Raw genomic sequence first — 26994 nt, forward strand, 5'->3', positions numbered from 1 at the left:
ATCACATCACCTTCTCACGCATCGAGACGAGCAATGACTTCCCAAACCGAGTTTGCGCCAGTTCCGGCCGTGCGGGCATTGTCCGGCCGGGCGGCGGTCGCCGCCGCGGTCGCGGCGCTCGCCCTTTCGGGTTGCGCGAACTACATCGGCATCAAGAGCGACAAGACCATCGACCAGCCGCAGCAGTTCGAGACGTCGCAGAGCATTCCGGAGCAAGGCGGCCAGTGGCCGACGCTCGACTGGGCGAGCCAGTTCGGCGACCCGCAACTGCCGAAGCTGATCGACGAAGCGCTCGAAGGCAGCCCGAGCATCGCCCAGGCGCAGGCGCGCATCGCCAAGGCGTCGTCGTACATCGAAACCTCGAAGTCGGCGCTCTATCCGAAGGCCAACCTGAGCTACTCCTGGACTCGCGAGCTGTATTCGGAAAACGCGCTCTTCCCGCCCCCGTACGGCGGCAGCTGGTACAGCGAGAACAATGTGCTCGCGAGCGCCTCGTGGGATCTGGACCTTTGGGGCAAGAACCGTCAGCGCCTCGCGCAAGCCGTTTCCTCGCAGCGCGCCGCGCTCGCCGACATGCAGCAGGCGCGCGTGACGCTCGCCTCCTCGGTCGCACGCACCTATAACCAGCTCGCCCAGCTCTACGCGTTGCGCGACATCGCGGTGCACGAGATCGACAACCGCAAGACCATCGGGACGATCACGAACGGCCGCGTGGTGGCGGGCCTCGACACCAACGTCGAGAAACAGACGGCGAACGGCAACATCGCGACGAGCCAGGCCAACCTCTCGCAGATCGACGGCCAGATCGAGTCCGTGCGCTACCAGCTGGGCGCGTTGCTCGGCAAGGGTCCGGACCGCGGCCTGCAAATCGCGCAGCCGGTGCTCAACCCGGTTGCGAACGTGGCGCTGCCCAACAACCTGCCCGCCGACCTCGTCGCGCGCCGCCCCGACATCGTCGCCGCGCGCTGGCAGGTGGAAGCCGCCATGCACGACGTGAAGGAAGCGAAGGCCGAGTTCTATCCCGACGTGAACCTCGCGGCCGGTTTCGGCTTCGATGCGTTCGGCTGGGGCAAATTCCTCAACTTCACGAGCCGCCAGATGAACATCGGGCCGGCCGTGCATCTGCCGCTCTTCGACGCGGGCGCCCTGCGCGCGCAGTTGAAGGGCCGCTATGCCGACTTCGAGCTCGACGTGGCGAACTACAACCAGACGCTCATCGGCGCGTTCCAGGATGTGGCCACGGGCGTTTCGTCGATCCGCTCGGCGGACAAACAGCTCGTCGACGCCCAGCGTGCGCTCGACGCGTCGACCAATGCCTGGCAGCTCGCCGTGATCCGCTACAAGGCGGGTCTGTCCGAGCAGCTTCAGGTGCTCAACGCCGACCAGAACCGCCTCGCGGCGGAGCAGACGGTGACGAACCTGAAGGCGCAGCGCCGCGACCAGCAGATGGCGCTCATCAAGTCGCTTGGCGGCGGCTTCGAAGCGCAAGCCGCGGACATCACGCCGCCCGCCGACGTCGGCAGCGAAGCCGGTAGCCAGGCACGCGGCCAGAGCGACGTGAACGGCGCGCCGTGGCGCGGCGCGCGCGCGCCGGCGCAGAGCGCGTCGACTGCGGCGAACTGAGCGCCTGGCGGCACACACATCAAAAACTGAACGAACAGCACGCAAGCATCCGGAGATCCTTCCATGAGCACCCCCCAGCAACCGGCGGCCAATCAGCAGCCGAACGCGAACAGCGGCAAGCGCAAGCGCATGATGACGCTGCTTGTCCTCGTGATCGTGATTGCAGCCATTGCCTACGGCCTCTACTACTTCCTCGTCGCGCGCTTCACGGAAAGCACCGACGACGCCTACGTGAACGGCAACGTCGTGCAGATCACGCCGCAGGTCACCGGCACGGTGATCGCGCTGAAAGCGGACGACACGCAAACCGTGAATGTGGGCGACCCGCTCGTGCTGCTCGACCCGGCCGACGCGCGCGTCACGCTTGAGCAGACTGAGGCGCAGCTCGCGCAAACGGTGCGCCAGGTGCGCGGCCTTTTCGCCGACGACAGCCAGTACGAAGCACAAGTCGCCCAGCGTCAGTCCGACCTCTCGCGCGCACAGGACGACCTGCGCCGCCGCATGCAGGTCGCGCAAACGGGCGCCGTCTCGCAGGAAGAAATCTCCCACGCCCGCGACGCCGTGCGCAGCGCCGAAGCCGCGCTCGAAGCCTCACAGCAGCAACTCGCCGCGAACCGCGCGCTGACCGCGAACACGACCATCGCCAATCACCCGAACGTGGAAGCCGCCGCCGCGAAGGTGCGCGACGCCTATCTGGCGAACGCCCGCAACACGCTGCCCGCGCCGGTCACGGGCTACGTGGCCAAGCGCTCGGTGCAGGTGGGCCAGCGCGTCTCGCCGGGCAATCCGCTCATGTCGGTGGTGCCGCTGAACTCGCTGTGGATCGACGCCAACTTCAAGGAAGTGCAACTGAAGCACATGCGCATCGGCCAGCCGGTCGAGATGACGGCCGACGTGTATGGCTCGTCGGTGGTCTATCACGGCAAGGTGGTGGGCTTCTCGGCGGGCACGGGCTCGGCCTTCTCGCTGTTGCCCGCGCAGAACGCCACGGGTAACTGGATCAAGGTGGTGCAGCGCCTGCCGGTGCGTATCTCGCTCGATCCGGAAGACCTCCTGAAGCACCCGCTGCGCATCGGCCTGTCGATGCAGGTGGACGTGAACATCCGCAACGACTCGGGCACGCAGCTCGGCAACGCGCAGAACACCGTGTACGAGACCGACGTGTTCGCCAAGTACGGCGCGGAAGCCGACGCGGAAATCGCACGCATCATCGCCGAGAACGCCGGCCCGAGCGCGCACAAGGCAGCCAGCAACGCGGCGAGCGGCGCTACCGCAAACGCGCAGACGTCGCCGGCGAGCGAGCACGCCGCCAAGGCTGGCGCAAAAGGCTGATTGCGAAGCCAATTTCGCGCCAACCACGCGCCAACTTTGCGTTGAGTTAGCGTCGCGTCGGCGTGAACAGCGCTCCGCTATTGCACTGATCCCTCGCTGACTCGCGAAGGCGCGGGCTGATCATCGTCAGCCCGCGCCTTCGTCGTGCGGCGCGAGGCAAGTCAACCACCAAGGACTCCATGGCAGCAGCACAACAACCCGTAGTCCACCCACCGCTCAAGGGCGCGCAACTCGTGATCGGCACCATCGCGGTGTCGCTCGCGGTGTTCATGAACGTGCTCGACACCTCGATCGCGAACGTCTCGATCCCGTCGATCTCGGGCGACCTCGGCGTGGCGTCGGACCAGGGCACCTGGGTCATTACCTCGTTCGCGGTGGCCAACGCCATCTCGGTGCCGCTCACCGGCTGGCTCACCGAGCGCATCGGCCAGGTTCGCCTCTTCATGGCGTCGATCATCCTGTTCGTGATCTCGTCGTGGCTATGCGGCCTCGCGCCCACGCTGCCCTTCCTGCTCGCCTCGCGCGTGCTGCAAGGCGCCGTGGCCGGCCCGATGATCCCGCTCTCGCAAACGCTGCTGCTCGCGAGCTACCCGCGCGCGAAGGCACCCATGGCGCTCTCGATGTGGTCGATGACCACGCTCATCGCGCCGGTGGCGGGTCCGATTCTCGGCGGCTGGATCTCCGACAACATCTCGTGGCCGTGGATCTTCTACGTGAACATCCCCGTGGGCATCGCCGCGGCGCTCGCCACGTGGGCGATCTTCCGCAACCGCGATTCGGTCGTGAAGAAGGCGCCGATCGACGGCGTGGGCCTCGCGCTCCTCATCATCTGGGTCGGCTCGCTTCAGGTGATGCTCGACAAGGGCAAGGACCTCGACTGGTTCTCGTCCACCACGATCGTCGTGCTCGCGCTCACGGCCGTGGTCGCGTTCGCGTTCTTCGTGGTGTGGGAGCTGACCGCCGATCACCCGGTGGTCGATCTGTCGCTGTTCGCCCGGCGCAATTTCACGGGAGCGACGATCGCGCTCTCGGTGGGCTACGGGCTCTACTTCGGCAATCTCGTGCTGCTGCCGCTATGGCTGCAAACCACGCTCGGCTACACGGCGACCGACGCGGGCATCGTGATGGCGCCCGTGGGCGTCTTCGCGATCATGCTCTCGCCGATCACGGGCAAGATCCTGCCGCGCACCGACCCGCGTTATATCGCGACGACGGCCTTCATCGTGTTCGCACTGTGCTTCTGGATGCGCTCGCAGTACACCACGGGCGTGGACACCTGGGCGCTCACGCTGCCGACGCTCATTCAGGGCATCGGCATGGCGGGCCTCTTCATTCCGCTCGTGTCGATCACGCTCTCTGGCTTGCCGGGGCATCGGATTCCGGCGGCCTCGGGCCTGTCGAACTTCGTGCGGATCATGTGCGGCGGCATCGGCACCTCGATCTTCGAAACCGCGTGGGATCACCGCACGACGTTCCACCACGCGCGCCTGACCGAAGTGGCGACGCCGACCAACCCGGTGTTCAACCAGTCGATGCAGCAGTTCCAGAACGGCGTGGGGCTCGATCCATCGCAGGCGCACGGCCTGTTCGACCGGATGCTCTCGCAGCAGGCGGCGCAGCTCGGCGTGAACGACCTGTTCTGGATTTCGTCGATGATCTTCATCGTGCTGATCACGCTCATCTGGATCACGCGGCCCGAGCGGGCTGGTGGTGCCGATGCAGGCGCGGCGGCATCGGCGGCGCATTGAGGCTCGCGCATTGAAGCGACAGACACCGCCAACAAGCCAATAATAAAAAAGGCACGCCCGGTTTTCACCGGCGTGCCTTTTTTTCGCTGCGTGCGCGGCGTAGCGCTTCGCTCAGACCGCGCCGCTCACCACCAGCCGCTCGGGCGCGAGCACGCCGTTTGCGGCCTTCGCCACGCCGAGCAAGCGCCCGCCTTCGTCATACACACGCACACGTTCGGCCGCCTCGCAGACCGCACGGTCCAGCACGAGCTCGTTGAGCGGCAAACGCTGACCATGCGTGAAGCGGCGCGCCGCGTCGGCATTCAACGTCACGCTGGGAAACGTCGAGAGCAACGCATCGACGGGGCGCAGCCACGCGTCGCGCGCCGGCTCGTCGGCGGCGGTGAGCGCGTCGAGCGTCACCGCATGGTCGAGCGTGAGCGCGCCCACGCCCGTGCGCCGCAACATCACGAGATGCGCGCCACAGCCAAGCGCCTCGCCGATATCCTCGGCGAGCGTGCGGATGTACGTGCCCTTGCTGCACGTCACGCGGAACGTCACCTCGGGAACGGCAGGCAGCGCGCAGCCGATCATCTCCAGCGCGAGGATCGTCACCTGGCGCCCTTCACGCTCGACCGTCTGGCCCGCGCGCGCGTATTCGTAGAGCGGCTTGCCATCGCGCTTGAGCGCCGAATACATCGGCGGCACCTGCACGATCTCGCCGACGAATTGCGCCATCGCTTCGCGCACCGCGGCTTCGTCGCACGCGACGTCGCGCGTTTCGATCGCCTCGCCTTCGGCGTCGCCGGTGGCGGTGCGAATGCCGAGGCGCATGGTCGCCTCATAGGTCTTGTCGGCTTCGAGCAGATCCTGCGAGAACTTGGTCGCTTCGCCGAAGCACAGCGGCAGCAGACCCGACGCCAGCGGATCGAGCGTGCCCGTGTGCCCCGCCTTCTTCACGCGGTAAAGACGCTTCGCGCGAATCAGCGCGTCGTTGCTGGACAGGCCAACGGGCTTGTCCAGCAGGAGCACGCCGTCCAGCAGGCGGCGCGGGATCTTCGGACGCGGCTCGCCTTGATGCTTTTTCGATGATGCCGTCATTGCCCGCGTCAGTCGTCCTTCGCGCGGGTGGCGTTCGCCTCGTCGATCAGGCGCGACATCTCGACGCCCCGCTCGATCGACTGGTCGTAATGGAAGTGCAGCGTCGGCACGGTGTGGATATGCAGGCGCTTGAAAAGCTGGTTGTGCAGGTGCCCGGCCGCGTGGTTGAGCGCTTCCTGCGTGGCTTTCGGGTCGCCCGTGAGCGTCGTGAAATAGACCTTCGCGTGGGCGTAGTCAGGCGTGAGCTCCACGCTCTGGATCGTCACGAGACCGATGCGCGGATCCTTCACTTCGCGCATCAGCTCGGACAGATCGCGCTGGATCTGATCGGCGATCTGCACGTTGCGATTCGGAGAAGTACGTTTTTTCGGCATGATGGTTCCACCTCTTTATCTACGAGGCATACAGGCGGCGTTGCGTCCATGAAGGCGCACACGGCCGCGCAAAAACAAAACGGGCGGGGCCGGCCAGTGCCCGCCCCGCCCGTTATCGGGAAATCCCGCGCATCGCTCCGCGAGCGGCCGATGACGGCCTGCCCGCGGGCGCCGCCGTATTACAGCGTACGCGCGACTTCGGTGATCTCGAACACTTCGAACTGATCGCCTTCGACGATGTCGCTGAAGTTCTTGATCGACATACCGCACTCGAAGCCTTGCTTGACTTCCTTGACGTCGTCCTTGAAGCGCTTGAGCGAGTCGAGTTCGCCGGTATGGATGACCACGTTGTTGCGGATCACGCGCACCGACGACGAACGCTTGACGAAACCGTCCGTGACCATACAACCCGCGATCAGGCCGACCTTCGGCACGCGGATCACCTGGCGCACTTCCGCCATACCCGTGACCGTCTCGCGCTTCTCCGGCGCCAGCATGCCCGACATCGCCGCCTTCACCTCATCCACAGCGTCATAGATGATGTTGTAGTAGCGGATGTCGATGCCGTTCGCCTCGGCCACCTTACGCGCCTGTGCATCCGCACGCGTATTGAAGCCGATGATGACCGCCTTCGAAGCCGTTGCCAGGTTGACGTCCGACTCGCTGATCGCGCCGACGGCGCTGTGCACGATCTGCACGCGCACTTCGCTGGTCGACAGTTTGACCAGCGATTGCACCAGCGCTTCCTGCGAACCCTGCACGTCGGCCTTGACGATGAGCGGCAGGTTCTGCACTTCGCCTTCGCCCATCTGCTCGAGCATGTTTTCGAGCTTCGCGGCCTGCTGCTTCGCGAGCTTGACGTCGCGGAACTTGCCTTGACGGAACATCGCGATTTCGCGCGCCTTGCGCTCGTCCGGCAGCACGATGACTTCTTCGCCCGCGCCCGGCACTTCCGACAGACCCTGGATTTCGACCGGGATCGACGGACCCGCTTCCTTCGTGGGCTTGCCCGTTTCGTCGAGCATGGCGCGCACGCGGCCGTAGGCGCTACCGGCCAGCACGACGTCGCCACGGTTCAGCGTACCCGACTGGACGAGGATCGTTGCAACCGGACCCTTACCCTTGTCGAGCTTCGCTTCGATGACGATGCCCTTGGCCGGCGCTTCGACCGGCGCCTTCAGTTCCAGCACTTCGGCTTGCAGCAGCACGTTTTCGAGCAGATCGTCGATGCCCGCGCCCGTCTTTGCCGACACCGGCACGAACGGCGAGTCGCCGCCGTACTCTTCCGGCACGACGCCTTCCGCGACGAGCTCCTGCTTGACGCGATCGAGGTTCGCATCCGGCTTGTCGATCTTGTTGATCGCCACGACGAGCGGCACGCCCGCAGCCTTCGCGTGCGAGATCGCTTCCTTCGTCTGCGGCATCACGCCGTCGTCGGCCGCGACCACCAGAATAACGATGTCGGTTGCCTTCGCACCGCGAGCACGCATGGCCGTGAAGGCCTCGTGACCCGGCGTGTCGAGGAACGTGATGACGCCACGCGGCGTTTCGACGTGGTAAGCGCCGATGTGCTGCGTAATGCCGCCCGCTTCGCCCGCTGCGACCTTGGCGCGGCGGATGTAGTCGAGCAGCGAGGTCTTGCCGTGGTCGACGTGACCCATGACGGTGACGACCGGCGGACGCGGCAGTTGCTCGGCGTCCGTGGCCGTGGCCTGGCCTTCGACCAGCAGCGCTTCCGGATCGTCGAGCTTCGCGGCAACCGCACGGTGGCCGAGTTCCTCGACGATGATCATCGCCGTTTCCTGGTCGAGCATCTGGTTGATGGTGACCATCTGGCCCATCTTCATCATCACCTTGATGACTTCCGACGCCTTCACGGACATCTTGTGGGCGAGGTCGGCCACGGTGATGGTTTCCGGCACGTGCACTTCACGCACGATCGGCTCGGTCGGCGCCTGGAACGTCGAAGCGTCCTGGTGACGGCCACGGCCCTTCGGGCCGCCGCGCCAGCCGCGATCCACGCCGCCCGACGAATCGCCGCGCGTCTTGATGCCGCGGCGCTTCGCTGCGTCGTCCTGCCAGCCGCCCTTGCCTGCGCCCGGCTTCTTGTTGCGGTCGCCCGCGCCCGCACCCGGCGCGCTCGTCGAGGGCGCGGCCGTCGTGGCGGGCTTCTTCGCACCGGCGCCTGCACCGCCTGCCGGACGCGCTGCCGCGCCTTCCGGACGGGCCGGCTTGTGCAGCGTGCCCTTGGCTTCGGCAGCCTTGGGCGGCTCGACCGGCTTGGGCGGCTCGGGCGCCTTCACCTGCGCCTTGCGCGGCGTGTTCATCATCTCGCGGATCGCCCGCGCTTCGGCCTCGGCGGCCGCGCGGCGGCGAGCGATCTCGTCCTGTTCCTTTTGCGCCTTCTCGGCGGCTTCGCGTGCGGCGACCTCGGCCTTCTGGGCTGCTTCGCGCTGCGCGGCGCGCTCGGCGGCGGCGCGCTGCTCGTCTTGCTGATCCTGCTGTTGCTTCACTTCCTTGGCCTGCTCTTCGGCGTTGCGCTGCGCGGCCACGGCCTGGGCGGCCAGTTCGCGAGCGGCGGCTTCGGCCGCTACCTTCTTCTTCGCTGCTTCTTCCTCGGCGCGGCGGCGCTCGGCTTCGGCAGCCTCTTCGCGCGCACGGCGCTCGGACTCTTCACGCGCCAGAAGATCCTGGCGCTCCTTGAGCTCCTGAGCCTGACGCTCCAGCAACTCCGCCTCGCGGCGTGCTTCTTCCTCGCGGCGCTGCAATTCCGCCTCTTCGGCGGCCACTGCTGCGTCGGCGGCATGATTCGATGCGTCCGCCTCACCGGCGGACTCGTCGCGGCGGACGAACGTGCGCTTCTTGCGCACCTCGACCTGAATGGTGCGTGCCTTACCCGTCGAATCGGACTGCTTGATTTCCGACGTATGCCGTTTCGTCAGCGTGATCTTGCGCTTGTCTGCATCAGTCGAGCCGTGAGACTTGCGCAAGTGATCGAGCAGACGCGCCTTGTCGGTTTCCGACAAAGCGTCGCTCTCGCTCGCTTTCGTCACACCCGCCGCCTGCAGCTGCTCGAGCAGCACGCCGGCAGGCATTTTCAGTTCCGCGGCAAATTGGGCTACGTTGTTACTCGCCATTCATTCCTCTTAATGCAAGGACCGATTCCTTGCGGTTGACATCGGGTCATGCGGCCTTAGGCGCCTCGCGTCCTGCAAGGCTCCGCCGCGTTCAGTTCAGTGGGTCATGGTCGCTTCCTGCTCGTCGCGCCCTGATGCAGTTTCCCGTTACCGGGTCACTGGAACCAGTGCTCACGTGCCTTCATGATCAACGCCTTGGCGGCGTCCTCTTCCATTCCCGTCATTTCGACCAGCTCGTCCACGGCCAGCTCGGCGAGCTCGTCGCGGGTGTGAACTTCATGCTGCGCCAGTTTCGCGAGCAGGTCCGGGTCGATGCCGTCCAGACTCTTCAGGTCCAGGGCGGCGCTTTCCACCTTCTCCTCGTTCGCGATGGCTTGCGTGAGCAGCGCATCGCGCGCGCGGTTGCGCAGTTCGTGCACGGTGTCCTCGTCGAACGCCTCGATTTCCAGCATTTCGTTGAGCGGCACGTAGGCGATCTCTTCGAGGCTCGTGAAGCCTTCGTCGATCAGGATGTCGGCGACTTCTTCGTCCACGTCGAGGCGCGCCATGAACAGGTCGCGCAGCACCGTGCGCTCCTGGTTCTGCTTCTGCGCGGATTCGTCCGGCGTCATGATGTTGATCTGCCAGCCGGTCAGTTCGCTGGCCAGACGCACGTTCTGGCCGCTACGGCCGATCGCGACCGCGAGTTCGCTCTCGTCGACCACGACGTCCATCGAGTGCTTCTCTTCGTCGACGACGATCGACTGCACGGCAGCCGGCGCGAGCGCGCCGATCACGAACTGGGCGGGATCCTCCGACCATAGCACGATGTCGACGTTTTCGCCACCGAGCTCGTTGCGCACGGCCTGCACGCGCGAACCGCGAATGCCGACACAGGTGCCGATCGGGTCGATGCGCTTGTCGTAAGCCACCACGCCGATCTTGGCGCGCACGCCGGGGTCGCGGGCCGCCGCCTTGATCTCCAGAAGACCCTGTTCGATTTCGGGCACTTCCATCTCGAACAGCTTCATCAGGAACTCGGGCGCCGTGCGCGAGAGTTCGATCTGCGGGCCGCGCGCGGTGCGGTCGACCTTGCCGATCCACGCGCGCACGCGGTCGCCCACGCGCAGGTTTTCCTTCGGAATCAACTGGTCGCGGCGCAGCAGCGCTTCCACACGGCCGGATTCGACGATGAAGTTGCCCTTGTCCATGCGCTTGACCGTGCCGGTCATGATGCTTTCGCCGCGCTCGAGGAAGTCGTTCAGGATCTGCTCGCGCTCGGCATCGCGCACCTTTTGCAGGATGACCTGCTTGGCGGCCTGCGCGCCGATACGGCCGAACTCGACCGACGGCACCGGCTGCTCGACGAAACCGTCGATCTGCGCCTCGGGGTCTTGCTCGCGTGCTTCGAACAGCAGGATTTCCTGGTCCGGCTCCTGCAAGCCCGCCTCGTCCGGCACGACGCGCCAGCGGCGGAACGTTTCGTGCTCGCCGCTTTCGCGGTCGATATGCACGCGGATATCCGCATCTTCGTCGAAGAGTTTCTTGGAGGCCGACGCAAGCGCCGCTTCAAGGGCGGCGAACACCACGTCCTTGTCGACATTCTTCTCGCGTGCCAGCGCATCCACCAGCATCAACACTTCGCGACTCATTGTTTGCGGCTCCTAAAGTCAACTTTGGGGACAAGGCGTGCTTTATCGATGTCCGCGAGCGTGAAATCAAGCATCGCGGGCCCCGCCTTCCCTTCGAATTCCAGACCGATGGTCTCGCCTTCGGGAGCATGCACGATGCCCCGGTACGATTTCCGTCCGTCCAATGGCTTTTTCAACGTGATTACCGCCTCGCAGCCTGCGAAGCGTTCGAAGTCCGCCAGTTTTTTCAGCGGACGGTCGAGACCGGGCGACGAGACCTCGAGTCGCTCATAGTCGATGTTCTCGACCGTCAGAACGTGCTGCAGCTGACGCGTGACCTTCTCGCAGTCCTCGATCGCGATCCCCGCGGGCTGATCGATGAAAATGGTCAGCATGCCGCGCCCGGTGCGCTCGAGGTCGACCAGCTCGTAACCGAGTCCGGTGACCGTGGTTTCAATCAGTTCCGTCAGTTGCACAATGCCCACTCCAGATGTTCTGCGCAGCGGGCCGGCAACTTCCTTAGCTTTATTTCTTGCTTCGCCAGGGATTCGCGGGCCGCGCGCCAGGTGAGCGCGCGCGCTTCTCACCTACCTGCCCCACGATGACGAACGACCCAGCCGATTGATTGGCGGCCCCAGAATTGACAATGCCGAGCGTCAAACGTCGGCATATTTCGGGATCCCTGGCGGGATTCCATCATCCCTACCGGGATTCCTCATCCCTACCGGGATTCCATTTGGGGCGGACCAAAAAAAAATGGGCGAAACGCCCATCCTCTCACTTAGCCAGGTGGTCGCACCTGGGGCGCGTATTACAGCGCAGATAAAACAGCCGCACGCCCAGCGACTCCGTGATTCTAGCCTTTTTTGGCCACTTACGCAAATCGCCCGGCAAGCCCGGACAGCCTTTTGCGGCTGTTTGCGGACTAACCGGGGCGATTTTCAGGCGTTTTTCGCGCGTGATGCGCTTGCGAGCGCAGCGGCCTTGCGGCTGCGCGTCGCGCCTCGTCAATGACCGCGCGTGCGATTGCGCGGCGTGCCGCGCTGACCGCCGCGATTGTTGCCCCCGGCGTTGCCGCCGGCGCGATTGCCGCTGGCGTTGTTGCCGGGGCCGCCGCGGCGGTTGCCGTTGGGGTTGGCGTTAGCATTGCCGCCTGCGCGCTTGCCGGCGCCCTGCGCACGGTTGCCGTCCACGTCGCGGCCGCCCGCGCGGTTGCCGCCGCGAGCGCCGAAGCCTTGACCCGCGCCGAAGCCCGAGCCCGCCCCGGCGCCGCCGCCGAAACCACCGGCTGCGCCGCGCCGACCCTGGCCCTGACGCGGCTGGTTCATCGCACCGTGCGAGCTGAGCACCGGCTCGCGGTTGATGAAGCCCATCGACGTCTGCATCGGATCGGGCTGACGGCGCTCCTGCTCCTTGCCGCGCCCGTTGCCCTTCTCCTCGCTCGGCGCCTTCAGACCGACCGCCGCCATCAGGCTGCGGACCTCGTTGTCTTCGAGCTCTTCCCAGCGGCCGCGCTTCAGACCCTTGGGCAGTGCGATCGGGCCGTGACGCGTGCGGATCAGGCGACTCACCATCAGGCCGGCCGCCTCGAACATGCGGCGCACTTCACGGTTGCGGCCTTCGGCCAGCGCGACGTGATACCAGTGATTCGTGCCCTCGCCGCCGCCGTCGCGGATGCGCAGGAAGTTTGCCGGACCGTCTTCAAGCTCGACGCCCTTGAGCAGCTTCTGGCGATTGCCCTCCGTGAGCTCGCCCACCACGCGCACCGCGTACTCGCGCTCCACGCTGTAACGCGGGTGCATGAAGCGGTTTGCCAGGTCGCCCGAGGTCGTGAGCATCAGCAGACCTTCGGTGTTGAAGTCGAGGCGGCCGACGGCCAGCCATTTCGCCGTTTTCATGGGCGGCAGGCGATCGAACACGGAAGGACGCCCTTCCGGATCGGCATGGCTCACGATCTCGCCGGTCGGCTTGTGATAGATCAGCACGCGCGGCGGCTTGTTTTGCAGCTTGCGCTTGATCGGCTTGCCATTCACGCGGACCTGGTCGGTCGGCAGGATGCGCTGGCCGATGTGGGCGGGCTCGCCGTTCACCGAGACGCGCCCGGCGATGATCAGCTCTTCCATATCGCGGCGCGAACCCATGCCGGCGTCCGCGAGCACCTTGTGCAGCTTCGGCGCGTCGTCGTCCGGGCTCAGCACGCGCTTGGGCTGCTGGGCGCGGCCACCACGGCGCAGCATCGGCGCGTGCACGCCCGAGCCGGCGCCGTTGTCGGCGTCGAATGCGGGCGAAGTGACGTAAAGGAACAGATCGTCCTGATTGCCCGGATTCGCCTCGCCTGCAACAACCGCGGCCTGCTGACCTTCCCCGCGACCCGGGCGCTTCTGGCCCTTTTGGCCCTTCTGGCGGTTGCCCGCGCCCTGCTGGCGCTCACCGCGATTTTCGCCTTGGCGTTCGCCTTGCCGCTCGCCTTGATTGGCGCCACCTTCCGCACTCTGGCGGCGCGGCTTCTTCGCGCCCGCGTCCTTGCGCGGTGCGCGCGCCGGCGCGCCGTCCTGCGGCGCTTGCGTCGCGGCGGGGGCTGCGGACGCTTCCGCACCCTCGGCGGGCACGCCTTCGCCGGACTTCGCCTTGGCGCCCGCGCGGCGGCGCGCAATCAAGCTGCGCGGCCCGCGGCGCAGGCCGCGGCGCGGACGCTCTTCGCCCTCGCCGCCCTGGGCTTCGGCGCCAGGCGCGTTGCCTTCGGCCTGCGAGGCGCGCGAGTCGTCGTCGCGTGCGGACGACGTGCGGCGCGCGGATTCGGACGCATCGGTCGAATCGGTGTCGTGGATATCAGTCAAAACAACCTCAAAATGTCAGGTTGCGCGCCCGCTTGCGGGGCGCGTCAAAAATGCTTGTTGCTTCAGATGCCGCGGCGAGCGGCTTCGTCGTCCGTCGTCGAGACGGGGTCGTCCTGCGCCGCGTCGCGGCGGTCTTCGTGTTCTGCGCCGGCCGCATCAGGTTCATGCGCGGCTGCCTGCGCGTGAGCGTCCGGGGTGGCCCCTTGCTCCGCGAGGTGTGCATCGTGTTGCGCGGCGGTTTCGGCGACGCTTGCCACTGCGTTCACGTCGGCCCCTTCGTCCGCTTCGTCCGCCTTGCCTGCTTCTTGCGCTGCATGTGCGGCGTATGCGCCCGGCGCCTCGTTCGTCTCACTGGCGAGCGGCCCGGCGGCTTCGTCCTGCTGTGCGGACACCGGCGCATCTTCCGCGCCCGGCGCTCCGGCCTGGGTCGCCACTTCCGCCCCGGCCGTCTCGGGCGGACCGTCCGCCACGAATTGCGCCGCGGCGCTATCGGGAAACTCGATGGCGTGCTGCGCGAGCAGTTGCTCGCCAAGCTGATTCGACGGATCGTCGAGCGACGGAAGTTCGTCGAGCGACTTCAGGCCGAGATCATCGAGGAACTGCCGGGTCGTCGCATAGAGCGCCGGGCGGCCCGGCACGTCGCGATGACCGATCACTTCGATCCAGTTGCGGTCTTCGAGCTGCTTGACGACCTGCGTGTTGACCGTGACGCCGCGAATTTCCTCGATGTCGCCGCGCGTGACCGGCTGCCGGTACGCGATGATCGCAAGCGTTTCGAGGACCGCGCGCGAATAGCGCGGCGGCTTTTCGGGGTGTAACCGGTCGAGGTACGTCCGCATGGCCGGCTTGCTCTGAAAGCGCCAGCCCGACGCGAGCCCCACCAGCTCGACGCCGCGCCCGGACCATTGGTGCCGCAGGTCTTCGAGCAGGTTACGGACCGTGTCGACCGAGATGTCGTCGGCAAACAGTTTGCGCAGTTCGCCGATCTTCAGCGGCTCCTGCGTGCAGATCAATGCAGTCTCGAGGACGATTTTCGCCTCTTGGGTATTCATGCAGCCAGGTCAGACCCTAAGTAAGGTAAATCAGGTTCAAGGAACCGGATCAGACAGACGAAAGACGATATGGAACTGGAGACGCGCTCGCCCGATTCTGATCGGTCATATTGATGGGAGCACGCACCGGGGGGCCGCTAAACGACGCACAAGCAGGCAAAGTGCCAGACCCAGCCGGAGGGAGCCGCGAATTTCCCGCAGGGAATCGCTAGACTGAGCGCCATATTACGCAAAAACGCCGGGTGCGTAAAGACGCTTTCCAGCACGTAAGGCCACGTTTTACCGCGACCTCCCCGCCAGGCGCGCCGCGCCTTCGCGGTGCGCGCGCAGCAGCCGTGCACCACCTCGATGCGCGTCGATGCACGGCGCATTCACCGCACGCTCAGCGTGCTCCAACCGCCTCCAGGTAGCGCGCGAGACGCTCGACGCCCGCGTCGAGCCGCGCCGGGTCGCACGCATAGCACCAGCGCACGAAGCCCTCGCCCTGCGGCCCGAACGCACTGCCAGGCGCGAGCCCGAGACCCGCGTCGCGCACCAGCGACTTGCACAGCTCGAGACTGTTCTGCGCGCCCGGCAGGCGGAAGAACAGGTACATGGCGCCATGCGGCACTTTCACGTCGACGCCGGGCAACCTGGCGAGCGCCGCCGCGAGATGGTCGCGCGAGGCGCGCAGATCGGCGACGAGCTCACGCGTGAAAGTCTCGCCGTGCTGCACCGCCGCGATGCCGGCCTGCTGCACGAACGACGGCGCACACGAGGTGTTGTACTCGACCAGCTTGCCGAGGTCGTCGGTCAAGGTGGGCGGCACGACCATCCAGCCGAGCCGCCAGCCGGTCATGAGCCAGGCTTTCGAGAACGAATTGACGCATATCAATCGTTCTTCGCGCGACGCGATATCGAGGAACGAAGGCGCCGTGCGCTCTCCGGTGTCACCGTAGTAGAGGCGTTCGTACACCTCGTCGGCGACGATCCAGATGCCGTGGCGACGGCAGTGTTCGAGCACCGCGCGCTGCTCGTCGCGCGTCATCACCCAGCCGGTCGGGTTATTCGGCGAGTTGATCATCAGCAGGCGCGTCTCGGGCGTAAGCGCCGCCAGCAGCCGGTCGAGGTCGAGCGTCCAGCCGCGCTCGCCGTAGCTGAGCGAGACGGTTTCGACCGCCGCGCCAAGAATCTTCGGAATCTCAACCAGGTTCGGCCATAGCGGCGTTACCGCCACGGCGCGGTCGCCCGCGCCGACCACGAGCTGCGCGGCAAGCATCAACGCGTTCACCCCGGCGCTCGTCACCGCGATGTTGTCCACCGGCGTAGCGCCGTGCAACGCGCTCACGTAACGCGAAAGCGCTTCGCGCAGCGGTGCGATGCCCAGGTTGTGCGTGTAGAACGTGTCGCCGCGGCCAAGCGCCTCGGCGGCTGCCTCGCGGATGAACGGCGGTGTCACGCGGTCGGACTCGCCGAACCAGAACGGCAGCACGTCGGGCACGCCAAAACCGGCATTCGCCACTTCGCGGATCTGCGAGGAGCGCAGCGCACGCACCGCTTCACGCGGCAGGGAGACGGAGGACGACGGATCGAGATCGCTCATCGGAATTTCCGGATCACACACATTGTGGGAAAACGTGAAGTGTAGCGCGCGGCCCGGCGTAACGAGGGCCAGTTCCGCGCGTAACGGCACGATACGTTCGAGGTTGTGATCAGGACTGTGCCCCGGACTGGCCGGAGCGTTGCCGGATCAGCGACCAGACCGCCTCGGCCGCGGGCGAGAGCGAGCGGTCGCGCCTGCGCACGAGCTCGACGGTGCGCTCGGCGCGCGGCACGAGCGGGCGCGCGAGCAACGACGCGCCGGCCGGCACGGGTAGCGCAAGCCACGGCAGCACGCTGATGCCCACGCCCGCCTCGACGAGACCGAACACGGTAGCCGGATGCCCCAGCTCCTGCACCACGGGTGCGTGCACGCCCTGCTCGCTCATGACGGCGTCGATGAGCGGGCGGCTGCCCGAGGCGTAGTCGAGCATCACGAGCCGCTCGCCGTCGAGTTCCTTCCACGACACCTCCTGGCTCATCGCAAGCGCGTGGTCGCCGCGCACGACCACGCAGAACGAATCGGTGGTCAGGCACTGCGTTTCGAGATCCTCCGCCGCAAAGGGCCCGATGATCACGCCGAAGTCGACCTCGCCCGAGCGGGTCTTGCGCACGACATCGCTCTGCACGTCGTCGCGCAGCCCGAGCGTGATATAGGGAAACTGGCGCCCGCACGCGGCCACGACTTCCGGCATCAGGCGGCACGCGACCGTCGGGCTCGCCGCCACGACCACGCGGCCGCGCCGCTGCTCGCCGATCTCGCGAATCTCGCGCAGCGCGTCGTCGAGATCGTTGAGCAGGCGCGGAATGCTCGCGATCAGGTTCGCCCCGACATCGGTGAGCTGCACCTCCCGCGTGGTCCTGTCCACGAGCTTGACGCCAATCTCGGTCTCCAGCTCGCGCACGCAGCGGCTCACCGCCGACTGCGTGAGGCCGATTTCGTCGCCCGCCCGGCTAAAGCTCTGAAGCCGGGCAACCTCGATGAACACCCGCAACTGCCGCAGCGTCACATTCATCCACTTCCCTCATGAATCATCCGTTTTCATGCGATTTTATGCCGGATACCCATCGTTACGGGTAGAGGAATCGCACGGCCCATTGTTCGCCGCAATGCAGCAATAAGGCGCAAACGCACGCCGGACGGGCCTCTTTGCACAAGATTGGTGATTCTCCCGATTTTCTCGGCAAGTGTTTTCGAGTCTTATACGCCCCTGGCAATCTCCCGCGCGGGCTTGGCGCCACGCGGCTTCAAGACGAGAACGTACGTGCTGGCACGGTTTTCGCATTAAGGCACGCACAGGTTCGATGGACGTACCGGCAGCAAGTAGCCCGGTTCGATCCATCCGGGCCCGCCTGGTACTCCGGCATCCGGTCGGGAGTACATGAAGAGTGCGCAGCGCGGGGCAGCGCACCGGAGATAGCTTCGCTGAGGTGAAACATGATGCTGTTCGACGATTTGAGAGACAACGAATGGGCGCTGGTCGAGGCATTGTTCTGTGCTGAACCGGCACGGAGCGAGCGGCGCGGACGGCCTCGCGTCGAAGCGCGTGCTGTGGTCAACGCGGTGCTCTGGGTGCTGTCGACGGGTGAAGGCTGGTCCAAGCTGCCGGGCCGCTATCCCTCGCCGCCGACCTGCCGCCGCCGTTTCGACGAGTGGCAGGCAGACGGCACGCTTGCGGAGATCGTCAAGCGACTGGGCTCGAACGGGCGCGAGATTTCGCTGCGCGGCCGTATCGGTGCGACGGCCACCAAGCCGCCCGCTCCGCCGAGCCGCGATCGCCTGCGCGGCGCATTCTGGACCAATCCGGAATCGTGGCGCGCGCCGGTCAAGATGGCCTGAGCACGCGCTTGAATCGTTACCCGCCGGGCGCCTCGTGCGCCCGGCGCGTTATCTGGCCACCGATCGGGCTGGCGATCGTGCCGACGGCAGTCGGCGGGTCCGCCAGTCCGCTTTGTGGTTCTCACGGCAACGCCCTTTCGCCCCCATTTTCCCCACCCCGCCATTTCCGGCGCCGCGGGTCGCCCCTTGCGTCTCTCTTGCGACTTCAGGCATCGGGTTTACCCGCCTGATTGATTACCTGCCTGATTACCTGATTGGCTGCTGAGCGGCCACCTGAGCCCTGATCGCCGCCGCATCGCTGCGCGCGCAACGATCGCGCGCGCCCGTGCGATACATCTATTTACGAATATTTACAGCATGCTTTCGCGCGCAACGTTAGCTTAGAGCATGTCCATTAACGTCAAGAATCTGGATTGACGGGAAGCCGCCATGAAATCCATGAACCTGCACATTCGGGGCATCATGGTTTCGCTGTTAGCCCTCGCCCTCTTCACGCCCACGGCGTCGTTCGTGTCGTTGAGTGCCTCGGCCCAGCCGCCGCGCGCCTCTGTACCGAACTGGTCGATCTCCCGCACCGGCGCCCATGCGTGGCCGCCTGCCGCGCCGGGCGAAGAGGCCGGCAACCGGCCCGTGCCGCGTGGAGACCTGCGTGGCGATATTGCCGACAACGCGCGCCGCAGCGCGCCGCCACGGCAGGAGCCGCCACAGCGCCGTTGAAGCGGCCGCAGCGAAATCACTGAAGCACTGCTGAGCGCGTAGCCCCGATCCCGATGCCATGCCGACTCAGCATATACCCTGCCCCTGGGAACCACCTCGCGTTGCGGGCGGTCTACCCTTAGCCATTAAGCACAGCGTGGCAGCAGTAATTCCGGTAAGCCCGTATCTTTCGATGCGGGCTTTTTTTTGGCGACAACGAGGTGGGAGAATACGGGAAGGGAGCGGGAAGTGTCGGGGCAGCCCGGACAAGACAGATGGCTCGGCCGCACGGTGATCGAACGGCAGTCGGACAGCGATCAAACCACAGTGGAGGTGCGGTCGAATTACTGGCTCGCCTCGAGACCGGACTGCGGCACGCGCTCGGCCACGTAGTCGGCCACGCGGTGAGCGCTCCACTGCACAGTGCGCTCGTCGCGGGCAAGACGCGCGAACTCCGCACGCCCGCGATCGGTAAGCACCGCGATGTCGACCGGAGCATGAAAACCCGGCGCCGGCGCAACCGTGCGCTGCCGGACGATATCCATCATGCCGAGATCGCGCAAATACTGGAACACCTCTGGACGACGCGCCCACGGGACCTGCCGATACTGCACCCGCCGCAGCGCTTCGAGTACTGCTTCGTTGGAATACGTGGTCATCTCACTTCTTTCTTAAAATGCAGTCCTGCGATCATCAAGCCCGATTCGAGCCAGACCGGAGCCAGTCCGGCCCCGTCGCGAACCGGCTTCGGCGCAAGTGCCACGGGCTGCGACATCGTGCCCTCGCGTCTCCTCACGGGCGCATGCGCCCTGTCCGTACACTGCGCGGCGGCAGGGACTGCGGTTATCCGGGCCCCCGTGAAAGCGGATTCGCCGCCTTCCGCACGGCCAGCGCCACGCCACGCTCGCGGCGCAAAGGGCGGTTGGACGCACATCTTCCCGAAAACAATACGTTACCTCATCCAAATTGATTCTAATCGTTTTGTTTGCGCTATTTATTGCGCTAGCCATGCTGTGGCGCAGCGCTCGCTGGCGTGTCGCCGCCTGCGCGGTGCTCGTCTTCTGGCTCCTCGCCTCGGGCTGGCTGTCCGGGCTGCTGCTCGATTTCGCACAACCCGAGATGTATCGCACTCCCTACGATCAGGCGACGATCGGCCCGGCGAGCTTTGGGCCGCGTACCGCCATCGTCCTGCTGGGCGGGGGCACCGACGATCGCAACGGGCAACTGGTGCCCAGGCGCGACGTCTATGCGCGCATCGCGCTCGCTGCCTCGCTGCACGCGCAATGCGCCCGAGCGAAGGGCGTGTGCCGGGTGATCGTGAGCGGCGGCAATCCGCAACACCACGCGAGCGCGGAAGCCGACAACTATGCGCCCTACCTGCTGCGCGCCGGCGTGCCGCGCGCCGATCTCGTCCTCGAGAACCAGAGCCTCACGACCTGGCAAAACGCCCGCAACGTCACCCCCATCGTGAGCGCCGAGGACGCCGACACGCTCCTGCTCGTGACCTCCTCGTACCATATGCGACGCGCGATGCTCGATTTCCGGCGCTTCGACATGAAGCCGCTGCCCGCGGTCGCGAGCGTGCGCCGGGTCGAGCGCGGCCTGTTGCCACGCGCGGCCAATCTCGAATCGGCCGAAACCGCGCTCCACGAATTGATTGGGATTGCGCAGTTTTATGTCTATCGGATGATTGGCTGGTTCTAGGGTGACCGATATGCCACACCAGATGTAACCAGATGTAACTCCTGCGCGGACGCCTTACGCGATGTCATCTGGGGCGAGTATTTGCTCGTTAGAATGACATGTCCATCCTGCTTGGACAGGTACCGGCTGGGTCCATAAACCACTCCTTCGGAGGTAGCGATGAAAAAAGTGTCCCTCGCAGTCCTGATTTCGCTTTCCGCGCTGACGGGCGCCGCGTATGCGCAGTCGGACAACGGCATCACGATGAGCACCGATCCGGCAAGGGCTGACGACGTCCTGCAACGCGCGCAAGCCCTGCAACAGCGCCAGGACGCGACCCCGCAACCGGCGGCACCCGCCATGCACCACAAGTCGGGCCATTCGTCGCACCACAAGAAGCCCGCGCAGTCCCAGTAAGCGCGCGGGTCGCGCCGCCCGCCGCACGCGGGCTGCGCTTCCCGAAAATACGAAGCCGATGCCGGTCGTCCCGTCGTCGGCTTTTTTGTTGGCGATTTCCCGTTGGCCCTGCTGGTTGCCGCCTTCGTTTGCGCTCCGGCGGCCGTCCCGATGTTCGCAGCGGCCTCCCACGGCCGTGCGGGCGCGGTATGCTAAAGTCGCGCACCTCGAATCCGGCCCACCGGGACAGCCCCGGCCGGGCCAGGCCCAACCCCTGTGCGCGCCACGCGCGGAGATACACAATGAGCAACATCCAGCTCGACATCGAATGGACCGAAGCGGCTTCCCGCAAGATCGAAAAACTGATGCCGCGCGGCGGCAATCAGGACGCCTATCTCGCACTGCCCCCCATCGAGTGCCTGCCGATGGAAGGCGACGTGCTGTTCCTCGGCCCGGCCGGCAAGCAACAGCCGTTCATCGTCGCGGAACGTCAGTACCATCATGAAGGCGATGCCGACTGGACCATCATCCTGATCCTCGACGTGCCCGGCACGGCGCACTGAGCGGCACAGGGCAAAACACCAGGCAGACCGCGCGCAACACGGCGCGAAAGACCGGTCGACGCACGCGGCGCATCAGGCACGCCGCGTGCGCGCACAATTTTCCGATAGTCCGTACACTTGACGGCAAGACCTACCGCCGCCGGGCGGGCGTCTGCGACATACGGCACACGCCCGGCGCAGTCCACGGGGCCCACCGGTCCCAGCAGGCCAACGCACCGCGCCCCCGCGCGACCCGAGCCATGTCGAACGATACGTCGAACGCAAAGGCGACTCCGGCCACCAGCCTGCTCGCCCAGTTGCAGCCGCGCGCCGGCGGCTGGGGCGCGCAGTGGCGTGGTTGTGCGCTCGACAGCGCGTTCCAGCCCGTGCTTTCGATCACGCATCAGCGCGTAGTGGGATATGAGGCGCTCCTGCGCGTGACCGACGCCACAGGCCACGCCGTCGCCCCGCCCGATCTGTTCGCCAGCGCCGACGGCGCCGAGGCGCAACAACTCGATGAACTCGCCCGCTGCCTGCACCTCGCGAACTTCGTCGAGCAAGGCATCGACACCGGCTGGATCTTCCTGAACACGCTGCCGCGCAGCGCGCGCGCCGCAGACCCCGCGCAGGCGGCCATCGACGGCCTGTGCCGGCATTTCGACTTCCCGCACGAGCGCGTGGTGATCGAGGTACTCGAGCAGCGCGGCGGCGACGAGCACAGCTCCTTCGTCGACGAACGCCCGTCCGCGGGCGGGCGCGACTTTCTCGTTGCGCTCGACGACTTCGGCGCCGGCTTCTCCAATTTCGATCGCGTCTGGCGCTACCGCCCGGACATCGTCAAGCTCGACCGCTCGCTCGTCACGCGCGCGGCGAGCGGCGAGAACCATGTGGCCTTCATCGCGGAACTCATCTCGATCCTGCATCACGCGGGCACGATGGTGCTGGCCGAAGGCGTCGAGACCGAAGCGCAATTGATGGTGCTGATGCAGGCCGACGTCGATCTCGTGCAGGGGTTCTGGTTCGGCGAGCCGCAGGCCTCGGTGCGCGAGGCGGGCGCCGCCGCGCCCGCGCTCGCGCAGTCGATGTGGCAACGCTTCGCGCAGTACCAGCGCAGCACGGAGATCATCGAGCAGATCAACTTCGGCGCGCTCTCGCACACCATGTTGGTCGGCGCACGCGTGCTCACCGGCGGCGGCACGCTCGAAGCGGCCGCCGCGGCGATTTTCGGCGACGGCGGCAGTCACGCGCAGCGCGTGTTCGCCGCCGACGAGCATGGCGAGCAGCACGCGCCCTCGATCGCGGCGCCAGGCGTCGGGCCGCCCGCGCGCCTCGCGCCCTTCTACCCCGACACCGACAGCAACTGGTCGCGCCGCGAATATTTCCGGCGCGCGCTCGCCGCGCCCGGACGCGTGGCGGTGATGGGACCGCACTACTCGCTCAACGACGGCGAGCTCTGCTACACGGCCGCCATCGCCCTCGACTTCGGCGGTGCGACACATGTGCTGTGCGCGGACTTTCCGCCCGAGCACGGGCCGCGCGAGCGGCCGTCGCGTCAGCAAAACGGCCGGCGCGCCTGACGCGGTTCACTCGGCGATGCGCCGCCGCCCGGCCTTCACGTCGCTGTGCCGCGCCTTCGCGTCGAGGCGTCGCTGCTTCGAGGCGCGTGTCGGGCGGGTCGCCACGCGCGCCTTGCGCGTGACGCTCACGCTGTCGACCAGTTCTTCGAGCCGCGCGAGCGCGGCCACGCGGTTCTGGTCCTGGGTGCGGTATTCCTGCGACTTGATGACAACGATGCCCTCGCGCGAGATACGCCGGTCGGCGAGCGCAAGCAGGCGCATCTTCAGCACCTCGGGCAGCGACGAGGCGCGGATGTCGAAGCGCAGATGAATCGCGCTCGACACCTTGTTGACGTTCTGGCCGCCCGCGCCCTGGGCGCGCACGGCAACGAGTTCGATTTCCTGCAACGGGATAGCGGCGCGGTGGGTCATAAGCGAAAGGAAGCCAGGCGGACACGGCACGCGGCAGTGTCGCACAGCGCCGCGCGCGCGGCGAGCCGGGCGCAGTGAAGATGGCAGGTACGCGAAATGCATCAAACGAGACAACCCGCCGCGCTGTGGGTTTGCCGCCGCACGGCGCATGAACCATAATCCGGACATCCTCCCGGTTGAACCCTTCAGGAGCACGCAACCGATGAAGCTGCGTCCTGCATTCGTCGCCGAACTGGCGGTCAACCTGCTGCTTCCCTGGGTCGCTTACCGTCTCGCCCAACCGCATTGGGGCGAGCTTGGCGGCCTCATCGCCTCCGCCGTTCCGCCGCTTGCCTGGAGCATCGTCGAGCTGGTGCGCTTTCGGCGTGTCGACGCGCTTTCGGCCGTCATTCTGCTCGGCATCGCGCTCTCGCTGCTCGCCATGGCGTTCGGCGGCAGCACACGCGTGCTGCTGATGCGCGAGAGCCTCGCCGCGGGCGCGATCGGCGTGACCTTCCTGTGCTCGCTGCTGGGCAAGCGGCCGCTCGTGTTCTATCTCACGCGCGCCACGGTCGCGCGCGAAACGCGCGAGGGCGTCGCGCGGCTCGAACTGCTCTGGGCCGACAACCCCAGTTTCGCCGCCGCCATGCGGCTGCTCACGCTCGTGTGGGGCGTGGGCTTGTGCGCCGACTCGGCGCTGCGCACCTGGCTTGCCGCCACCTGGCCGATCGAGCGCTTTCTCGTCGTCTCGCCCATCATCGGCTACGGCGTGTTCGGCGGCCTGATGGCGTGGACCTTCTGGTATCGCACGCGCATGCGCCGCATACGCGGCACGCATGGCCTGCTCGGCGACGCCAGCACGCTCAGCGTCGATTGACGCGCGCGGGAAAGCCCGCATGCAACGACGGTCAGATCGTGCCCGAAATCAGTTAGACTCAGCGCCACAGTCCGCGGCGTACCGTCCGCTCTCGAACTTCCCGGCAGTCGATGCGCTACTCCGTAGAAATCAGGAAATTCCTCTATAGCCAGTACTTTTACGGCGGCCTGCGCATCGCGATCGGCATCTCGCTTCCCGCCGTCCTCTGCCTGTTCGTGTTCCACCAGAGCGAGCTCGGTTTCACCATCTCGACCGGCGCGCTCGGCGCCTGCGTGGTCGACATGCCGGGGCCGCTCAAGTACAAGCGCAACGAGATGCTCGCGTGCAGCGCGATCGGTTTTCTCTCCGCTTACGCCACCGGCCTCGCCACCTTCAGTCCGATCGCATTGTGGGCCACCGTCGTCCCGCTCACCTTCGTGCTTTCGCTGATCGTGGTCTACGGCAACCGCTGGCCGCAAATCAGCTTCGCCACCCTCTTCATGATGGTGATGACGCTCGAAGAGCATTTCACACCGCACCTCGCGCTCGTCAATGCGCTGTGGATCCTGCTGGGCGGTCTCTGGTACACGGCGTGGTCCACGCTCGTCAGCCAGTTCATGATCAACCGCATCGAGCAGCAGGCGCTCGCGGAAAGCGTGTTCGCGTGCGCCGACTATCTGCTCGCGCGCGCGCAGTTCTTCGACCTCGACAACGATCTCGACGAGTGCTACCGCAACCTGGTCGCGAAACAGATCGCGGCGGTCGAGCGCCAGGACGCCGCGCGCGACATCGTGCTGCGCAACCTGCCCAAGCTCAGGGCGGGCAAGATCGATGCGCGCCGCGCCATGCACTTCAACCTGTTCATCAACACCGTCGACCTTCACGAGCTGTTCGTGGGCGCGCACACCGACTATCCGCTTGTGCGCAACACCTTCGGCGGCTCGGACCTGCTCGTGTTCTATCGCGACCTGATCCGCAAGGCCGCCGCCGATCTCGAAGACATCGGCCTCGCGGTGTTGCAGAACGAAGCGCCGCGCGCAAGCGTGAACGTGAAGGCCGAACTGCGCGCCATCGAGTACGAACTCGAACAACTGAAAAAGCGCGACCTGGCCGCCACCGACCCGGAAGCTTACGCGGCGATCTCGGCATCGTTCCGGCGTATCTGGAGCGCCACCCGACTGATCGACCGCATGCGCCGCAGCCTCGCGAGCGAAGTGCCGACCACCGAGACCGAGCTGCGCATCGACGAGGCGCTCGCGCGCTTCGTGACGAACCGCCGCGTGCCCTACCTGCAAATCTTCTCGAACCTCACGATGGCCTCGCCGAGCTTTCGCCACGCGCTGCGCGTGACGATCGCCGTGGCGGTGGGCTTCTGGCTCGGGCGCCTGTTGCCGCTCACGAACGCCTACTGGATCGTGATGACGAGCATCATCATTCTGAAGCCCGGCTATTCGCTCACGCGCCAGCGCAACGCGCAGCGTATTGTCGGCACGCTGATCGGCTGCATCGCGAGCATTGCGTTGATCCTGCTCGTGAAGCAGCCGCTCGTGCTGCTCGTCTCGATGTTCGCGGCGATGGTGATGAGCTACAGCCTGCTGCTCTTCAACTACACGGCGAGCGTGGTGTTCACCTCGGCCTATGTGCTGCTGATGTTCCATCTGCTCGCGCCCGGCAGCATGCGCATCATCGGCGAGCGCGCGATCGACACGGTGGTGGGCTGCATGATCGCCATCGCCGCGAGCCATCTGTTCCCCTACTGGGAATACCGGCTGATGGGCAAGCTCGTGCACGACATGATCGCCGCGACGCGCAGCTATCTGGAGGCGAGCTGGTGGTGGAGCGGGCGCACCAGCGCGCCGCAGCCCGTGTTCGCGGGCGCCGGAGCGGGCGCGATGGCGGGCGCAGGCAGCGCGGCGAACCTCCTCCCGGGCGAGATGACAGGTGCGGTGCAGAGCGGCATGGCGAGCGCCTCGGCGAATGCGGCGAGCGTGGTGGACGAGCCGGCCGTCGCGCTCGCGGAGGTCGCGCTCGCTGACGGCGCAGGGGCCATGGCACTCGACGACCCGCCGCCGATGGGTGCCGCAGGTGCCACAAGTACGAAAAGCGCGGCCCAGGCCACGCAAAGCGCAAGCGCCGCTGCGCCTTCGCTCGCGCGCGATTTCCGCTACCGGCTCGCGCGCAAGAACGTGCACGTGGCATTCGCGAACCTGGGCCAGGCGTTCCAGCGCATGATGCTCGAACCGAAGGCCGCGCAGAAGTTCGTGCCCGAGCTCAACGACCTGCTCGTGCGCAGCCACGTGCTCGCCTCGCAGATCACGGCCACGGCGCCGCTATTGCGCAGCACCGCGCGCCCCGACCAGCCCGCGATCAAACTCGATGCGCTCGAACGCGCCCTCTCGTGCGTGCGCGAAAACCTCGTCGCCGCCGAAGCGGGCACGCCCTCGCCCGCCGATCAGATCGACATCACGAAGCAGCTCACGCGCGAGCTCGATACGATGGTGGTGGAAGCCGAGCGCACGCTCGGCGCAGCGGCGGAGCTCGCCCAGGAGCTCAAGCTGCTCGCGCATCAATGCAAGCAGATGATTGCGGCGTCGTGGCTCATCCGCAAGGACGCGAGCATCATCCGGCTACCGGACGAATAAG

General features: G+C 66.4%; 21 protein-coding genes and 1 pseudogene. 11 read left to right on the forward strand and 11 right to left on the reverse strand.

The genetic code is table 11. From position 1 onward, the window contains the following. The first annotated feature begins 33 nt into the window (after positions 1-33). The 3 genes from C7401_RS28260 to C7401_RS28270 all read left to right on the forward strand — a co-directional run bounded on the left by C7401_RS28260 (position 34) and on the right by C7401_RS28270 (position 4703). Positions 34-1623 (forward strand): efflux transporter outer membrane subunit, encoded by a 1590-nt coding sequence (locus C7401_RS28260; RefSeq protein WP_112174726.1) that lies wholly within the window; start codon positions 34-36, stop codon positions 1621-1623. A 63-nt stretch (positions 1624-1686) separates the two neighbouring features. Next, the gene (locus C7401_RS28265; protein WP_112174727.1) at positions 1687-2955 is read left to right on the forward strand and encodes an EmrA/EmrK family multidrug efflux transporter periplasmic adaptor subunit; all 1269 of its coding nucleotides are present in this window, start codon (positions 1687-1689) and stop codon (positions 2953-2955) included. A 179-nt stretch (positions 2956-3134) separates the two neighbouring features. Then, entirely contained in the window at positions 3135-4703 is a 1569-nt protein-coding gene (locus tag C7401_RS28270) for a DHA2 family efflux MFS transporter permease subunit (protein WP_112174728.1), read from the forward strand. A 111-nt stretch (positions 4704-4814) separates the two neighbouring features. Here the strand turns inward: C7401_RS28270 and truB are convergent, their stop codons facing one another. From truB to C7401_RS28315, 9 genes are all read right to left on the reverse strand, one after another. Then, complete coding sequence (gene truB / locus C7401_RS28275; RefSeq protein ID WP_112174729.1) at positions 4815-5783, reverse strand: tRNA pseudouridine(55) synthase TruB; 969 nt, start codon at positions 5781-5783, stop codon at positions 4815-4817. 8 nt (positions 5784-5791) lie between these two features. After that, on the reverse strand, positions 5792-6157 hold the full coding sequence (gene rbfA / locus C7401_RS28280) for a 30S ribosome-binding factor RbfA (RefSeq protein ID WP_112174730.1): 366 nt from the start codon (positions 6155-6157) through the stop codon (positions 5792-5794). A gap of 179 nt (positions 6158-6336) precedes the next feature. Next, positions 6337-9294 (reverse strand): translation initiation factor IF-2, encoded by a 2958-nt coding sequence (gene infB / locus C7401_RS28285; RefSeq protein WP_112174731.1) that lies wholly within the window; start codon positions 9292-9294, stop codon positions 6337-6339. A 155-nt stretch (positions 9295-9449) separates the two neighbouring features. Further along, positions 9450-10925 (reverse strand): transcription termination factor NusA, encoded by a 1476-nt coding sequence (nusA, locus tag C7401_RS28290; protein ID WP_069267875.1) that lies wholly within the window; start codon positions 10923-10925, stop codon positions 9450-9452. After that, the gene (gene rimP / locus C7401_RS28295) at positions 10922-11380 is read right to left on the reverse strand and encodes a ribosome maturation factor RimP (protein ID WP_112174795.1); all 459 of its coding nucleotides are present in this window, start codon (positions 11378-11380) and stop codon (positions 10922-10924) included. Before rimP ends, nusA begins: the two co-directional genes overlap by 4 nt. A gap of 531 nt (positions 11381-11911) precedes the next feature. After that, a complete protein-coding gene (gene rluB, locus C7401_RS28300) occupies positions 11912-13741 on the reverse strand; it encodes a 23S rRNA pseudouridine(2605) synthase RluB (RefSeq protein WP_112174732.1) in 1830 nt (609 codons plus the stop codon). Between the two features lie 62 nt (positions 13742-13803). Continuing rightward, positions 13804-14793, reverse strand: a complete 990-nt coding sequence (scpB, locus tag C7401_RS28305; RefSeq protein ID WP_112174733.1) for an SMC-Scp complex subunit ScpB — start codon at positions 14791-14793, stop codon at positions 13804-13806. Positions 14794-15175: 382 nt separating this feature from the next. Beyond that, positions 15176-16375 carry a pyridoxal phosphate-dependent aminotransferase gene (locus tag C7401_RS28310; protein ID WP_112174734.1) on the reverse strand — a complete coding sequence of 400 codons (1200 nt, stop codon included), beginning with the start codon at positions 16373-16375 and terminating at the stop codon, positions 15176-15178. A gap of 109 nt (positions 16376-16484) precedes the next feature. Then, positions 16485-17387: a LysR family transcriptional regulator gene (locus C7401_RS28315; protein WP_112174735.1), complete on the reverse strand. Its 903-nt coding sequence runs from the start codon at positions 17385-17387 to the stop codon at positions 16485-16487. A gap of 425 nt (positions 17388-17812) precedes the next feature. Here C7401_RS28315 and C7401_RS28320 point away from each other — a divergent pair. Then, positions 17813-18208: pseudogene (locus C7401_RS28320) on the forward strand (transposase); the annotation flags it as partial. 432 nt (positions 18209-18640) lie between these two features. Continuing rightward, complete coding sequence (locus tag C7401_RS44545) at positions 18641-18928, forward strand: hypothetical protein (RefSeq protein WP_133254608.1); 288 nt, start codon at positions 18641-18643, stop codon at positions 18926-18928. Between the two features lie 323 nt (positions 18929-19251). On the opposite strand, the gene C7401_RS28330 is transcribed toward C7401_RS44545, so the two are convergent. Beyond that, positions 19252-19566, reverse strand: coding sequence for a hypothetical protein (locus tag C7401_RS28330; protein ID WP_069267881.1), 315 nt, complete (start codon positions 19564-19566; stop codon positions 19252-19254). A gap of 349 nt (positions 19567-19915) precedes the next feature. On the opposite strand from C7401_RS28330, the gene C7401_RS28335 reads away from it, so the two are divergent. The 4 genes from C7401_RS28335 to C7401_RS28350 all read left to right on the forward strand — a co-directional run bounded on the left by C7401_RS28335 (position 19916) and on the right by C7401_RS28350 (position 23105). Further along, the gene (locus C7401_RS28335) at positions 19916-20611 is read left to right on the forward strand and encodes a YdcF family protein (RefSeq protein WP_112174738.1); all 696 of its coding nucleotides are present in this window, start codon (positions 19916-19918) and stop codon (positions 20609-20611) included. 159 nt (positions 20612-20770) lie between these two features. Continuing rightward, positions 20771-21007 (forward strand): hypothetical protein, encoded by a 237-nt coding sequence (locus C7401_RS28340; protein ID WP_112174739.1) that lies wholly within the window; start codon positions 20771-20773, stop codon positions 21005-21007. A gap of 281 nt (positions 21008-21288) precedes the next feature. Next, the gene (locus C7401_RS28345; protein ID WP_112174740.1) at positions 21289-21549 is read left to right on the forward strand and encodes a DNA-binding protein; all 261 of its coding nucleotides are present in this window, start codon (positions 21289-21291) and stop codon (positions 21547-21549) included. A gap of 239 nt (positions 21550-21788) precedes the next feature. Continuing rightward, positions 21789-23105, forward strand: a complete 1317-nt coding sequence (locus C7401_RS28350) for a sensor domain-containing phosphodiesterase (protein WP_112174741.1) — start codon at positions 21789-21791, stop codon at positions 23103-23105. Positions 23106-23111: 6 nt separating this feature from the next. On the opposite strand, the gene arfB is transcribed toward C7401_RS28350, so the two are convergent. Beyond that, the gene (arfB, locus tag C7401_RS28355) at positions 23112-23516 is read right to left on the reverse strand and encodes an alternative ribosome rescue aminoacyl-tRNA hydrolase ArfB (RefSeq protein ID WP_112174742.1); all 405 of its coding nucleotides are present in this window, start codon (positions 23514-23516) and stop codon (positions 23112-23114) included. Between the two features lie 202 nt (positions 23517-23718). Here arfB and C7401_RS28360 point away from each other — a divergent pair, with 202 nt between their 5' ends. Both C7401_RS28360 and C7401_RS28365 read left to right on the forward strand, forming a co-directional pair. Beyond that, positions 23719-24372, forward strand: a complete 654-nt coding sequence (locus C7401_RS28360) for a VC0807 family protein (protein WP_112174743.1) — start codon at positions 23719-23721, stop codon at positions 24370-24372. A gap of 110 nt (positions 24373-24482) precedes the next feature. Then, entirely contained in the window at positions 24483-26993 is a 2511-nt protein-coding gene (locus tag C7401_RS28365; RefSeq protein WP_112174744.1) for an FUSC family protein, read from the forward strand. Position 26994 lies beyond the last annotated feature (1 nt).

Source organism: Paraburkholderia unamae (genome assembly GCF_003268775.1).
GTDB classification, from domain to species: Bacteria; Pseudomonadota; Gammaproteobacteria; order Burkholderiales; family Burkholderiaceae; genus Paraburkholderia; species Paraburkholderia unamae.